Below are 14,244 nucleotides of genomic sequence, written 5' to 3'. Positions count from 1 at the left end.
CCAGGAGACAAAAGTGAGAAAAAATCCGTTGAACCATACGCACGTTCTGAGAACCGCCAGCGCCGCATTGCTCGCCGCGGTGATGGCACTGCCGGCGGCCGCCGTTGCGGCCGACCCCGCCTCCTTTCCGGGCGATCGGCCCATCACACTTGTCGTGCCTTATCCACCCGGCGGTTCCAATGACACGTTCGCGCGTGCCGTGGGCATGAAGCTGGGCACGCTACTCAAAACGACAGTTGTGATTGAAAACAAAGGCGGCGCCGGCGGCTCTATCGGCACCATGCAGGTGGCTCGTGCCAAACCGGACGGCTACACGCTTGCGGCTGTATCCTCCAGCTTTACAACCAATGCCGCGATACAGCCATCCCTGCCCTTTGATCCCATTGGCGATCTGCGCGGCGTGGGCCTGATGGCCGAAGGCCCGTTTATTCTTGCCGTACGCAAAACGCTTGGGTTCACCAAGGTAAGCGAGCTGCTTGACTATGCCAAAGCCAATCCCGGCAAACTCAATTATTCATCATCCGGCCCGGGCAGCAGCAACCAGTTTGCGACCGAAATGATGAACTCGCTGGCCAAAATACAAATGACGCATGTGCCATTCAAAGGCATGGGTCCGGCAACAAACGCGCTGATAGGCGATCAGGTGGACGTATTGATCGCCAGTGGCCCGTCACTATTGCCGGCAGTGGGCACCGGCAAAGCCACCGCCCTGGGTGTGACCAGCAGCCAGAAAAGCGCGGTGGCGCCTGATCTGCCTCCTATCGCTGCCGACGTCCCTAACTACAACTTCAAGATTTGGTGGGGCATTCTGGCGCCCAAAGGCACGCCCGATGCCATCGTCGCAAAACTGAATGACGCACTCAAACAAGTTACGTCCGACGAGGAATTGAAAAAATTCTTTATTAAGGAAGGCGCCGAAGCCGCCTATATGACGCCCGCCGATTTTGACAAGGAAATCAGCGACAACATCGCCCTTTGGAAAAAAGTTGCCAAGGATAGCGATATTCACGTACAGAAATAAACACGGATCAGCCTTATGACATCAACAGTTTCAGGAAACAATGCATTGCCCCTGGCCGGAATCCAGGTGCTGGATCTGAGCGCCTATATTGCCGGACCTTACGGTTGCACGCTGCTGTCCGATCTGGGCGCGCAGGTGATCAAGATCGAGCCCCCAGAAGGGGATAATTTGCGCAAATATCCTTCAACACTGCAGGCCGAGAGTCGGGCATTCATCGGCGTCAATCGGGGCAAACGCGGAATCAGCCTGGATTTGAAGAGCGCCGAAGGCTATGAAATATTCCTGAAACTGCTGCTTAAGGCTGATGTACTGGTGCACAACTTTCGCCCCACTGTGCCGCCGCGTCTTAAGATTGATTTTCCGACCTTATCACAACTGAATCCAAAGCTGGTCTACTGCGCCATGACCGGTTATGGCTCGAGCGGCCCCATGGCCAACAACGCCGGATACGACCAGGTGCTGCAAGCCATGTCGGGCATTTGCGACTCACAGGGCATGGGCAAAGCTGAACCGGAAATTGTCTATGGGTCTGTTGTAGACTTCTACGCCAGTGCGATGATCGCCAACAGCGTCAATGCAGCGCTGTTCAAGCGGGAACGCACCGGCCAGGGCTCGTATGTGGAAGTCTCGCTGCTGGCCAGCGCGCTGACCATGCAGTCCACGCGCCTGGTCTGGGCAGAAGGCGAACCCAAAAACATTGAACGCGATATGCGCTCGGGCGGCATCACCGGCATTCACCCCACAAAGGACGGGTTCATTTACCTCTCTGCCAATACATCGCACTTCTGGGAAGCGCTGTGTACCTTGCTGGGGCTGCAGGCGCTGGCTACCGACGAACGGTACGACACGGTACGCAAACGCGCCGAAAACGCCAGCATTATCGTGCCAATCATCCGCGAGGCCTTGCAGCAGCGCAGCGCGCAAGAATGGGAAGCGCATTTTGGGACCCAGGTGCCCTGCGCCATGGTCCGGCCGGTGCATGACATGTTTGAACATCCGCAAGTTCAGGCCGAAGGCCTGATCCGCGAGTTTTCACACAGCAAGATCGGCAAATACAAGAGTATTACCGGCCTGATCAAAATGGACCATGCGGCCTGCGCCACGGAACGGGCCGCGCCCGATTTCGGGGAGCACACGAGCGAACTGCTCACCGAATATGGATACTCCGAGCAGCAAATCGATCAATTCAGACAGCGCGGCATCGTCCGTTAACAGGGAACACTCATGTCCACAACTGCCCACTGGAAACAGCGCCCGGCCGGAGCAAACTGGGGCGACTTCGGCCCCGACGACCAACTGGGCCGATTGAACTGGGTTGATGCCCAGGCACGCGTGCGTGCGGCCCGTGAAATACAGCGAGGGCTCAGCTTTTCCTTGAGCCTGCCGCTGGATGTTCCCAGGCAACCGGTTCTCAATCCACGCCGCGCCGGTCCTGTGATACGCCCGTCAATGAAAAACGGCATGCCCATTTTCAACTTCCCATTGGGCAACGATACGCCCGGCGCCACCGATGTGGTGAGCGACGATGTGGTGACCATGTCGCCGCAATATTCAACACAATGGGATGCACTCGGACATGTCTGCTCTTGTTTTGATGCACAGGGATCAGGCACAGCAGCGCCGGTTGGCTACAACGGCTTTCGTGTCGTTGGCCATCAACACGCCGTCACCGACAATTTCAATGGCGCTGCCGCGCTATCCATTGATCCCATGGCGCAACACGGGATTCAGGGGCGCGGCGTACTGATCGATTTGCGCCATCACTTTGGCGACCAAGCGCGGCTGGTCAGTTTCGCCGATATCGAGGCGGTCATGAAGGCCGACCGGATTGAACTGCACAAAGGCGACATCGTATGCTTTCACACCGGCCTTGCCGACATTGCGCTGAACCTGAATGCCGAAGACGACCATGAGATTCTGAAAACCAGTTGCTGCGCGCTGGACGGCAACGATCCGAAGTTGCTTGAGTGGATTACGCAATCACAAGTGTCTGCACTTGCGGCCGATAACCATGCGGTGGAAAAACGCAACTACACGCTGAAAAAAAGCCAGGGGCCACTGTTGCCACTGCACGAACACTGCCTGGTCAAACTGGGCATGCCATTGGGGGAGCTGTGGCATCTATCAATCCTGGCCAAATGGTTGCGCGAACACGAGCGCCATGCCTTCTTTCTGACCGCGCCGCCCATTTATTTGCGCGGCATGGTCGGGGCACCGGTCAACCCTGTGGCAACCGTATAATGACGTCCGGCCACACTATGACAACAACACAGCTACATAATCATAATTATCACGGAGGACATAATGCATATGTCATCGAATAAAACCCTTATCTCTTTTGTCCTGGGCTGCGGCGTACTGGCCAGCGGCACAGCCTGGTCTGCAGATTACCCAAGCAAAGCCATCCGCCTGATCGTGCCCTATTCTGCCGGCGGCGGCGCCGACAATGCCGCACGCATTATTGCCAAAGCGCTGGGCGACACCCTGAAGCAACCGATTGTGATAGAGAATAAGGCAGGAGCCAGTGGCTCTATCGGCGCCACGCAGGTCGCACGTGCGCCGGCCGATGGTTACACCCTGCTGTACGATGCCTCCTCATTTTCCATCAACCCGGTGTTGCGCAAACTGCCCTATGATCCGCTGAAGGACTTTATTGCCGTCTCCAAGGTTGTGAGCTCTCCGTATCTGATGGTCGTGCCGACCAACTCTCCCTATGACAGCGTCAAATCCTATGTCGATGCCGCCAAGGCCTCGCCCGGAAAACTGACGTTTGCCTCCTACGGTATTGGCAGCCCGGTTCACATTGTGGGCGAATTGCTCAAGCAGGAAACCGGCGTTGATATCGTGCACGTACCCTACAAGGGCGGCGCGCCAGCCCTGGTCGATGTCATGGGCGGCGTCGTGGATACCTATTTTGCCAATGCCGCCTCGGCCATGTCGTATATCCGCGGCAAGAAACTGAAAGCGCTGGCCACCACCGCCGCCAAACGCAGCAGTGATCTGCCTGATGTAGCGACCATGGAAGAACAAGGCGTAAAAATGGACGTGAGCGAGTGGAACGGTATTTTCGCACCAGCCGGCACGCCCGCGCCGGTTATCAGCACACTGTCCGAGGCCATCAGCACCGCCCTCAAAGACCCTGCAACCATCAAGCAATTGAACAATCTGGGAATGCAGGTTGAAGGCAGCTCACCCGAGGCATTCCAATCGTTTATTGCAAACGAATTGACACGCTGGGACGCTGTAGCCAAAAAGAACAATATCAGGCTCGATTAGTGTTCGTTATGCGGCTGGCATCGCCACGCCGCCATGATAAACAAAAACTGCCGGGATAACCCCGGCAGTGGCGCTTCTACTTTACGGTAATACCTGCCGCCATATCCCATTCAATTGATTTTAATGTTCGCGTCTTTGGCCAATGCTTTCCAGGCGGGAATTTCCTTTTTTACCACCGCTTCGAGCGCTTCCGGTGTTCCCCCCACAGCAACCGCACCCTGAGCCAGGAAAGCCTGCTGTATGGTTTTATTGCCAGCGGCGTCTGCCAGCACTTTCTGGATTTTGTCGATGATCGGTCGCGGTGTGCCCGCCGGTGCGAACATGGCGTACCAGGAATCCACATTGAAGCCGTCAATGGTTTCAGCCATTGATGGCACATCCGGGACCACAGGCGTGCGCTCTTTGGTGGATACGGCAAGCGCCTTGAGTTTGCCATTGCGAATGTACTGGGTGACTGCTGGCAGCGATACCCACAAGAGCGGTATCTGCCCGCCCAGCACGTCCACTGTTGCCGGACCGCCGCCGCGATACGGCGCATGCGTCAACTGAACCTGTGCCAGCTTCTTGAATAATTCACCTGCAATATGACTGGGCGAGCCGACACCTGCTGAACCGTAGATCACCGGCTTGTCTGCAGCCTTGGCGTACTCGATGAGCTCGGCAACCGTTGAGGGTTTAAACGAGGGATGCGCCACCAGCACCTGGGGCGCTGATGCAACCATGGACACAGGATCCAGATCCTTTTCTGTGTCGAAGGGCAATTGCGCATAAATGGCAGGATTGATCGTGTGCGACGATAGCGTCAACAGCAGCGTATAGCCATCGGGCGCCGCTTTGGCTACCTGTGCAGTACCAATGGTGCCTCCGGCGCCACCTTTATTTTCGATCACCACACTTTGCCCCAGTCCCTGGGTCAGCGGTTCCTGGAGAATGCGAGCAGCAACGTCGACACTACCACCGGCAGGGTAGGACACGATCAATCGAATCGGCTTATTGGGGTAATCCTGGTCAGCGGTGGCGGCAACGGCCACCGAAGTGCCGCTCAGTACGCAAATGGCACAGACGGCATTAAGCCATCGCCCAGTCATTTGTCTTAAAAGTGTCATGGCAGTTTCTCTCAATTAGAATATGGTTTATACAGACAAACAGCGATTTAATAAAATAGCTTTTAGCTCTATTCTTATTGCTACTGATTTTTGCTCATTGATATTCGCTTATTGCTTCTGCTTATTGCTTCTGCTTATTGGTTCTGCTTATTGGTTCTGCTTACTGATTCTTCGTTGACTGCGTTTTACTTCCTGATGCGTGCTGACAACTTATTATTTATTAAACCTGTGTAGCAACGTCTTTACTTGCCGACACGCCTGTTACCTCATCCAGAGGCTGCCGGCATAGCTTGCGTACAAGGCGTGCTGCCTGCTCATTGGCCAGCCGGGCATTCACATCCATGGAAACCGTCCAGAAATAGGTGCCGCAAGCCAGGCTACCCAGCACCGTCATGTCATGTGCAATAGTGCCATTCGCGCTAACCAGGCACCCCGTTTCAAAATCCAGCTCCAGGCCACCATACTCGCTGGCGCGCGCCAGGCCCGATTGCAGCAATTGCGTGACAAGCGGGTCCGACGACTGCCGTACGTCCTGGGAAAACCCCGTGGCATTGATCACGACATCGCATGTCTGCTGGCGTAATGCGCCTGCGGTATCACGACAATGCAACACAAAGCCCTGTCCATCCGCAAGCGGTTCACACGCCTGGAAGCCGCCATGGATATGCAACTGCCCTGTCTCGATCAGGCTTTGCAATTGACGAGCATTTTGCACCGGAAACATCGCCCGGCGCGACATCCACTGCGAGCGCCAGCGCGACTGAAACTGCCGTCTGGCTGGCTGATCCAGATAAAACCAAAGTAAATCTATCACTTCATTGGCTGCCGCCAGCACTGCCTGCCAGGGGCGCGGTCCGCTACATGCTGCCTGCAATTCGCGATTGAGCAGGCTCGCTGCATCTCCACCATCGCCGGTAATATCACGAATATCAAAGCTCGGATCGATCGCCAGCATATGCTTGCGCAACATCCCGACCACATCGTCCAGGCCCAGTCGTCCTCCTTTGGCACGCGCCATGGCGTGTACGTCTGCGCGCGATGGCCGGCAGCTAATATGGGTCGGATGAACACTTCGTACTGCAGGCAACACACCCTGCCGGGAAAAACAATGAATCTGCCCACCGTGCCCGTGTGCCTTCAATGCGACAACGGCATCAATGGCGCTCAGATTGGCCCCCAGAATTGCTACGGTAGCGTCGGCGGCAATGGCTTGTGACAAGGCGCTGACCGGATAGGGACTATTCATGAACCCCACACATGACACCAGCGCATCGAACTTGTCAGAGGCCAGGTTGCCATTACACAAGACCAGTTGGTCAACAACATAGCGTGTACCAGCATGATCTGTCAGTTGAATCTGCGATTGTGCCTCTTGCCCTTGCTCAGACTCAGGGACCTGCCCTTGTTCGGCCGCGTGGCGGGCAATCGCCACCACCGCGTTGCGCACCACCTGCACCTGTATACCGAGCGATGCAGCCTGGGCAACGATGCGGTCGAACTGCTCATGAACATATCGGCCAAACAGCGGACGCGGATAAAATGCGGCAGGATCAATATCGCGGATGCCATACGATTGCAAAAGCGCTTCGGGCTGGGCCGCCACCCATTGCACAAAGTGAGCGCGATGCTTATCGTACAGCGACATATTGCCCGCTGGCACATTGAGCAGATTGGTATTCAGATCATGCTGGTAGGCGGTGCCATGCCCGATTTTTTCGGCTGGCTCGAACAACGTAATGTGACAGCCAGGTACATTGGCTGCACTGTTCGCAGTGTTTTCAAGATGCACAAGCAACTGCGCCAAAAATGAAATGCCGACCGATCCTCCGCCAACAATGCCTACCCGACACATTGCACTCATGGTGTCACTCCGATGTCATTCAACGATATCATTCAACTTTAGCGCGGGTGGCAACATCGGACCATTTTTTTACTTCATCCAGCAGCAGTTGCTCTGTTTGCTGCGGCGTGGTTGCATAGGCTTTGGCGCCCGAAGCAATCAACTTGTCCTGTACTTCTTTTTGGGCAGCCACGGCCTGCATTGCCTCTGACATTTTCTGCACGATGTCTTTGGGTGTGCCGGCCGGTGCCAGCAAGCCGTAATTGGTTGTCAGCACATAATCCTTGACGTTAAGTTCGTTCAATGTCGGCACATCCGGAATGGTCGGGACACGATCGGCGGTCGTGACAGCGAGGAATTTGATTTTTCCGCTCTTGATCTGCGGATAGAGCGTGGTCAGGGTATCGATCACCATATCAATCTGTCCGCCCAGCAAGTCTGTCACCGCTGGGCCACTGCCTTTGTATGGCACATGCAATAGCTTGGTGCCGGTTGCCAATTGAAATTTTTCAGCGGCCATATGCTGGGATGATCCCACGCCGGCAGAACCATACGTTATCTTGCCCGGCGTTTCCTTTATTTTGCTCACCAGTTCGTCCAGCGTATTGACGCCCAAGCCGTTGCGCACTGCAACCACCAGTGGCACGGCCGTGCCAAACGAAACGCCTTCGAAAGCATCGGGAAATTTATAGGTTTTTGGCTTAGACGGCAATACCGAATTGATTGCATGACTGCCTATCGCACCAAAAAGCATGGTGTAACCATCGGGTGCCGCCCGGGATACGGCTTCCGCGCCAATTTCTCCGCCCGCGCCGGCACGATTTTCCACCACCACTGTGGTGCCCAGAAGCTTGGGCAGATATTGCGCATATATCCGGGCCGAAAAATCTGTTGCGCCTCCCGGGGGATACGGCACCACCAGGGTAATCGGCTTGGCCGGCCAGCTTGCGGCAAGCGCCAGCGTACTGGAGAAGATCAGGCACAGCGCCCCGCTTGTCTTCAAAAACCATTTCATTGTCTCGCTCCTTTTTATTAAATCCCAACATTTGGAATTTGAATTCTATTTCTTGTATAAAAAAGAGAATCGCATATAATAAAAATGTGGTCAACGAATTAATGGTTCTATGTTTAGATATTTAAAATATAGGATTTTAAGTATCAATATTTGAGATTTATATGGATAAAACCTTGCTAAAAGGTCTACGGCTGTTTGAAATCATTTGCGCCCAGGAAGATCAGCCCAATACGATTGATGATCTTGCGGTGGCATCCGGCCTGACCAAAAGCAATACCCACCGCACCCTGCAGACACTGATCGCAGCCGGCTACGTGGAAAAAAGCAGTCATTCGGGCGGCTACAAGCCCACATTGAAGGTTTTTGAATTGGCGGCGCAACGGCTTGCCCGCCTGGATGTGCGCAAGATCGCAACGCCGCTGATGCGCCGCGTCGCGCTACAAACGCAGGAAACAGTACACCTTTCCGTACTGGACCAGCTCGATGTCATTTACATCGACAAAATCGACAGCCCCAATCCGGTGCGCGCCTATTCCATTATTGGCGGCCGCGCACCCGCCTATGCAGTGGCGACCGGCAAGGCCATGCTGGCCTTCCAGAATGATGAATATCTCAACCGTCATTCAGCCGATCTGATCCGACACACCGAAAACACCCTCACGTCGCTGGCGGCGCTCAAAGACGAGCTGGCCAACATCGCGCGCATTGGTTACGCTATCAACAGGGGCGAGTGGCGCAGTAACGTCGGCGGTATCGCCGCACCGATCTTTGACGGCCACAACAAGGTCATTGCCGCCCTGGGCATCTCGGGACCACTGGAAAGACTGACCATTGAAAACATGAAACGCTGGTCGCCGCTGGTACTGGATGCCGCCCGCGACATTTCCCGGGAGTCGGGATACCGGCGAGGCTATTTTGGTGAATCAAACTAATTCAAACTATTCTGTGAGCAACTAAACATGAAGCAAGAAGCCACGCTGCAAGGCGTAAAAGTCATCGAAATCTGCAACGTTGCTGCGGGACCCTTCTGCAGTATGCTGCTGGCCGATATGGGTGCCGACGTGATCAAGATTGAGCATCCGGATGGGGGTGACACCCTCAGAAGCTGGCCCCCCATCAGCGATGGATACAGCGAGAATTTCGCTTCGCTGAACCGGAACAAAAAATCGGTCACGCTCAATCTGAAGAACCCGACTGACGTGCAGGCCGCCCGTCAGCTCATGCGCTCGGCCGATATTGTGCTGGAGAACAATCGTCCTGGCGTGATGGACCGACTCGGCCTGGGCTATGCCGATATCAGGCAACTGAATCCGCAAATCGTGTACTGTTCCATTTCAGCCTACGGCCAGAGCGGCCCGCGCAGCCAGGAAGGCGGGTTCGATCTGACCGTACAGGCCATGAGCGGGCTCATGAGCGTAACCGGCGAAGCCGACGGGCCGCCGGTCAAGTGTGGTGTACCCGTGTGTGATTTTTCAGCCGGACTGTATGCCGCCTTTTCCATCGTGTCCGCCCTGCGAATGGCCGAGCGCAATGGGGAAGGCACCCATATTGATATTTCCATGCTGGGCGCAACACTTGGCATCGCAGCGTTGCAGACATCCGAGTATTTCGGCAGCGGCAACAATCCGCGCAAGCTGGGGTCGGCACATCCGCGCAACGCCCCCTATCAGGTCTTTCGCTGCAGGCAGGGTTACTTCGGGATGGCCGCCGGCAACAACTCGCTGTGGAAATCGGTATGCCAGGTAGTCGGACGCCCTGAACTGTTTGATGATGAAAGATTCACCAGCACGTCGCTACGCGCGCAACACCAGCAGGCCCTGCTGGAAATCATGGAATCCATTTTTGCATCTGAAGATGCGCAATACTGGCTAGAACAGTTCCGTGCGGCCGGCGTGCCCTGCGCGCCAATCAATCAATATTCGGATGTACTGGCCGATGAACAGGTGGCACATATGAACTGGGTGCAAAACATTCCCCTGCCCAACGGGCTGACCGCCAGAACCTTTGCCTCGCCGATCCGTTTTGATGGGCAGACCAGCCGGATCGCGGTGGGGCCGCCAGCGCTAGGGGAACACAACGATGAAATTTTGTCGACCATTACAACGCAGGGAGAAGGCGCGTGAGCGAACCATTGATTATTGAACGAGGCGAACAGTCGTGGATCTTCACCCTGAACCGGCCAGAGAAAATGAACGCCCTGTCGCCCGCCCTGGTACAAGCGCTCACAGACGGCATACAACAGGCCCATGAGGAAAATATTTCACTTCTGATATTTAAGGGTAATGGCAAGAACTTCTGCGCCGGGTTCGACTTTACCGACCTGGAAACGGCAAGCGAGGGCGATCTGCTGCAACGAATTGTGCAGATCGAAATCATGCTGGACCTGCTGGCAACTTCGCCTGCCATGACATTGGCCTTATGCCATGGACGCAATTTTGGCGCCGGCGCCGATATTATCGCCTCATGCAAACGTCGCGTTGCCGCCAACGGCACCACCTTTCGCTTTCCCGGTATCAAGTTCGGCCTTATTCTGGGTACCCGTCGCTTTCAAAATATAGTCGGCACCCAGAACGCGCTGGATATCCTGTCCAGTACACGCACCTTCGACGCCAGCGAAGCTCTGAGCATTGGTTTCATGCAGGCGTTGCAGGACCAGCCGCAGTGGCAGGACGTGATTGAACAGGCGCAGGCCAACAACGCCATTTTGTCTGATATCACCCGCCGCAACATGTACAAGGTCCTATACGCCAATGCGGAATCGGACCAGAACCTGGCTGCCCTGGTGCGCTCTGCGGCGGTGCCCGGCCTTAAGGACCGGATCCGGTCCTACCTGAAACCCAATCAATAATCTGGAGACCATCATGACATCAGGATTTAACCAGGCTGATAAATGCGTATCGCTGCAAGACCTGGTCAGTCGCGTGCCCAATGGCGCCTCGCTGGCGCTGGGCGGCAGCTTTCTGCACCGCGGCCCCTTTTCATTTGTGCGTGAACTCATTCGACAAAACAAGCAGGACCTGGAGATTATCAAACAGTCTCCCGGCTATGACATTGATATTTTATGCCGCACCGGTAACGCCACCAAAGCGCGTGCCGGCATTGTGGCCATGGAGGGTAACTTCGGCTTGGCGCAGTATTACCGCAAGGCCGTCGAGCAGCAGCGACTGGCGCTCGAAGAGCACGCCTGCGCGACGCTGACAGCAGGTTTGCGCGCGGCCGCCTTTGGCATCCCGTTTCAACCCTGCGGCGGCATCGAAGGCAGCGAACTGGCCCAACTGAACAACTGGGTAAAAATTGCCGATCCCTATGGTTCCGGAAAACAGGTGTGGGTGATTCCGGCAATACAGCCCGATTACGCCGTAATACACGCCAATGAAGTGGACCGCAAGGGCAATGTGCGCGTGCTGGGCACCTATCACTGGGACCGTATCATGTCGCGTTCGGCCAAAAGCGTGCTGGTCGTTGCCGAGAAAATGGTGGAAGACGCCGTCTTTACAGATAATCCGGAAACCACCCTCATTCCGTATTTCATGGTCGAAGCCTTCAGCATTGTTCCCAACGGCGCCTGGCCCGGTTCATGCTGGCCCGATTACGAAATAGATTATCCGGCAGTGCAGGCCTATCTGGATCCGGACCAGGCCGCTTTCAACCAGCACATGGATGCCGCACCCGAATTACAGGAACATGCATAATGCAAAATAATTGGTCACCTTTCTCTTACATCGTTACCAACCTGGCCCGCTTTATCCGCCCCAACGAAATCACGTTCAGCGGCGTCAACTCCACCATGCCCATGCTGGCCTGCCTGATGGCAAAAAAAGCCTATGAGTGGGATTTCATTTACATAAACGTGGCTGGCGGCGTGGACCCGACACCTTCGATGATCCCCTTGTCCAGTTCCGACCCAGTGCTGGCACAGCAATCGGCCTCCATCTTTGCCAATGAAGATTTCTATGACCTGTGCACCCGCGGCAAAATGGACCTGACTTATCTTGGCGCAGCCCAGATCGATGGCGAGGGCAACGCGAATAACTCGGTCATCGGCGACTGGCATTCGCCCAAGGTGCGCTTACCCGGCGGCGGTGGCGGCGCCGTCATGTTGCCCACAGCCAAGCGCGCTTGCACCTGGCGCACTGAACATTCGACGCGCACCTTTGTGGAAAAACTGGATTTTCGTACTTCCTGGGGCGGCTTTCATGGCGTAGTTACACCCATTGCAGTCTTCATAAAAAAAGACAATCGACTGGCGCTGCAATCATTTCATCCGGAATCATCCATAGACGAAGTGGTGAGCCGGACCGGATTTACTTTTGACCACAACGATGCAAAACCCACCGCAGCGCCAACAGACGCGGAAATCTCGGCCTTGCAGTCGCTGGACCCGGACGGGCAATTCGAAAAAGACGCCGCAGTCACGCTGCGCTAGGAGACCACTGATGGCGCTAACCGCAAGCATTCTGAATGACTGGCAATTAATCTGGCGCACCGCGTCGATTGAAAACCGCATTGCCCTGCAGGACGACAGCACACACATCAGCTACGGCCAGCTTTACACTTTGGTATCGCAACTGGCCGGTCGCCTACGGGCCGCCGGGATGGGCGAACAAATGCGCGTTGCCATCAATATGGAACGCGGGCTGGACGCCGTGATAACGCTGCTGGCAGTGATGGTTGCGGGCGCCTGCCCCTGCCCGCTGGAGCCCGGGTTGGGCCCCACAGAACGGGCGCAGCGCCTGCAAAGCGGCGGGCTCACCTGGCTGCTCTCGGACGATTTGGCGCGCGATGCAGATGCAAGTAGCGGTGCCGATGAAATTCGCGTCATGAACCCACTGACCCTGGCCGATGCGCACCCGTACTGGCCAACCAACGTATCGCCATCGAGCCCTGCGCTCATGCTCTTTACATCGGGCAGCACTGGCAAACCAAAGGGCGTACTGGAAAGCCATCGCGGCGTACTGAACAACGCCCGTGGCGTGATCGACATGACCGAACTGACGGCAGACGACATACTGCTGCATGTTATGCCTATTTACCACACCAATGGCTTGAACAATCAGCTATTTAGCCCGCTGGCCGTTGGCGCGCGCATTTATTTTGCACCGCGTTTTTCTGCGCAGGCCATGCCGCAACTGATGACAACCGTTGGCCCGACCATCATTACCGGCGTGCCCACCATGTATTCACGCTTGCTGTCGCATCCCTTGCCCGCAGATGCGGTCCGAAACTTGCGGCTGGCCCGCTGCGGCTCCGCCCCCATCACAACTGAATTACACAAGAAAATTGAAAACTATCTTGGGCAGCCACTGGTGATTTCCTATGGCCTGTCCGAGGCCACCTGCACCTCTACCATGAACCCGCCAGCCCAACGAAAAATCGGCTCTATCGGCAAGCCACTAAGTAACCAGGATATCTTCCTGCTTTCGGCAGATGGTGAACGCATTACTGCTGCCCATACCAATGGCGAGATCTGTATAGATGGCGATAGCCTGATGCTGGGTTATGTGGGTGTATCTGCGCCTGGCCAACTGGATCCGCAGGTGGGGCCGCTGCGCACAGGCGATATCGGATATGCCGACGAAGACGGCTTTCTGTACATTACAGGCCGTATCAAGGATGTCATTATTCGTGGCGGAGAAAATATTTCGCCATCACAGATTGAGCATGTGATTGCCATGCATGCAGACGTGGCCAATTGCTGCGTGATCGGTCAACCTGATGAAGACCTGGGCGAAGTGCCTGTCGCCTTTATCACAGCAAGACACGGCGACATCAACATCGATGAAGTTCACGCGCTGCTCAAAACACACCTGGCCCGAATCTATCAGCCTGCCGCTATTTTTGTTCTTGATGCTCTTCCGGAAAATGCAGTCGGCAAAGTGGACCGCAAGGCGCTTGCGACGCAGCTGGCGCAACGGACACAAACGACGGTCAGCTCATCGTAAGGTCGTGCGCGTGCCGGCGTGCGCACATGCTAATCATTTATTGA

13 protein-coding genes are annotated in these 14,244 nt (G+C 55.7%); 10 read left to right on the top strand and 3 right to left on the bottom strand.

Annotation, left to right across the window (positions count from 1 at the left end; all coding sequences use genetic code 11):
• Positions 1-13 precede the first annotated feature (13 nt).
• The 4 genes from EV681_RS13180 (at position 14) to EV681_RS13165 (ending at position 4,297) form a co-directional block, all read left to right on the top strand.
• Positions 14-1,021 (top strand): tripartite tricarboxylate transporter substrate binding protein, encoded by a 1,008-nt coding sequence (locus tag EV681_RS13180; protein ID WP_130304250.1) that lies wholly within the window; start codon positions 14-16, stop codon positions 1,019-1,021.
• Between the two features lie 15 nt (positions 1,022-1,036).
• Entirely contained in the window at positions 1,037-2,233 is a 1,197-nt protein-coding gene (locus EV681_RS13175; protein ID WP_130304249.1) for a CaiB/BaiF CoA transferase family protein, read from the top strand.
• Between the two features lie 12 nt (positions 2,234-2,245).
• Positions 2,246-3,262, top strand: a complete 1,017-nt coding sequence (locus tag EV681_RS13170) for a cyclase family protein (RefSeq protein WP_130304248.1) — start codon at positions 2,246-2,248, stop codon at positions 3,260-3,262.
• A 63-nt stretch (positions 3,263-3,325) separates the two neighbouring features.
• Positions 3,326-4,297, top strand: a complete 972-nt coding sequence (locus EV681_RS13165) for a Bug family tripartite tricarboxylate transporter substrate binding protein (RefSeq protein WP_128393052.1) — start codon at positions 3,326-3,328, stop codon at positions 4,295-4,297.
• A 110-nt stretch (positions 4,298-4,407) separates the two neighbouring features.
• Here EV681_RS13165 and EV681_RS13160 read toward each other — a convergent pair whose 3' ends face one another.
• The 3 genes from EV681_RS13160 to EV681_RS13150 all read right to left on the bottom strand — a co-directional run bounded on the left by EV681_RS13160 (position 4,408) and on the right by EV681_RS13150 (position 8,258).
• Positions 4,408-5,403 (bottom strand): tripartite tricarboxylate transporter substrate binding protein, encoded by a 996-nt coding sequence (locus tag EV681_RS13160; protein WP_242612249.1) that lies wholly within the window; start codon positions 5,401-5,403, stop codon positions 4,408-4,410.
• A 220-nt stretch (positions 5,404-5,623) separates the two neighbouring features.
• Entirely contained in the window at positions 5,624-7,264 is a 1,641-nt protein-coding gene (locus tag EV681_RS13155; RefSeq protein ID WP_130304247.1) for an FAD/NAD(P)-binding protein, read from the bottom strand.
• Between the two features lie 28 nt (positions 7,265-7,292).
• Entirely contained in the window at positions 7,293-8,258 is a 966-nt protein-coding gene (locus EV681_RS13150; protein WP_128393054.1) for a Bug family tripartite tricarboxylate transporter substrate binding protein, read from the bottom strand.
• 161 nt (positions 8,259-8,419) lie between these two features.
• On the opposite strand from EV681_RS13150, the gene EV681_RS13145 reads away from it, so the two are divergent.
• The 6 genes from EV681_RS13145 to EV681_RS13120 are packed head-to-tail and all read left to right on the top strand — an operon-like array spanning position 8,420 to position 14,200.
• Entirely contained in the window at positions 8,420-9,190 is a 771-nt protein-coding gene (locus tag EV681_RS13145; RefSeq protein WP_128393055.1) for an IclR family transcriptional regulator, read from the top strand.
• Between the two features lie 27 nt (positions 9,191-9,217).
• The gene (locus EV681_RS13140) at positions 9,218-10,381 is read left to right on the top strand and encodes a CaiB/BaiF CoA transferase family protein (protein ID WP_130304246.1); all 1,164 of its coding nucleotides are present in this window, start codon (positions 9,218-9,220) and stop codon (positions 10,379-10,381) included.
• Positions 10,378-11,106, top strand: coding sequence for an enoyl-CoA hydratase/isomerase family protein (locus tag EV681_RS13135; RefSeq protein ID WP_130304245.1), 729 nt, complete (start codon positions 10,378-10,380; stop codon positions 11,104-11,106). Before EV681_RS13140 ends, EV681_RS13135 begins: the two co-directional genes overlap by 4 nt.
• A 13-nt stretch (positions 11,107-11,119) precedes the next feature.
• The gene (locus EV681_RS13130; RefSeq protein ID WP_130304244.1) at positions 11,120-11,950 is read left to right on the top strand and encodes a CoA transferase subunit A; all 831 of its coding nucleotides are present in this window, start codon (positions 11,120-11,122) and stop codon (positions 11,948-11,950) included.
• Positions 11,950-12,684, top strand: a complete 735-nt coding sequence (locus EV681_RS13125; protein WP_128393059.1) for a CoA-transferase subunit beta — start codon at positions 11,950-11,952, stop codon at positions 12,682-12,684. Before EV681_RS13130 ends, EV681_RS13125 begins: the two co-directional genes overlap by 1 nt.
• 10 nt (positions 12,685-12,694) lie before the next feature.
• Positions 12,695-14,200, top strand: coding sequence for a class I adenylate-forming enzyme family protein (locus tag EV681_RS13120; protein WP_130304243.1), 1,506 nt, complete (start codon positions 12,695-12,697; stop codon positions 14,198-14,200).
• The last annotated feature ends 44 nt before the right edge of the window (positions 14,201-14,244 follow it).

Source organism: Advenella incenata (assembly GCF_004217095.1).
GTDB lineage: Bacteria > Pseudomonadota > Gammaproteobacteria > Burkholderiales > Burkholderiaceae_B > Advenella > Advenella incenata.
Note: the sequence above shows the minus strand (reverse complement) of the source record. Positions and strands in the feature narration are given on the sequence as shown.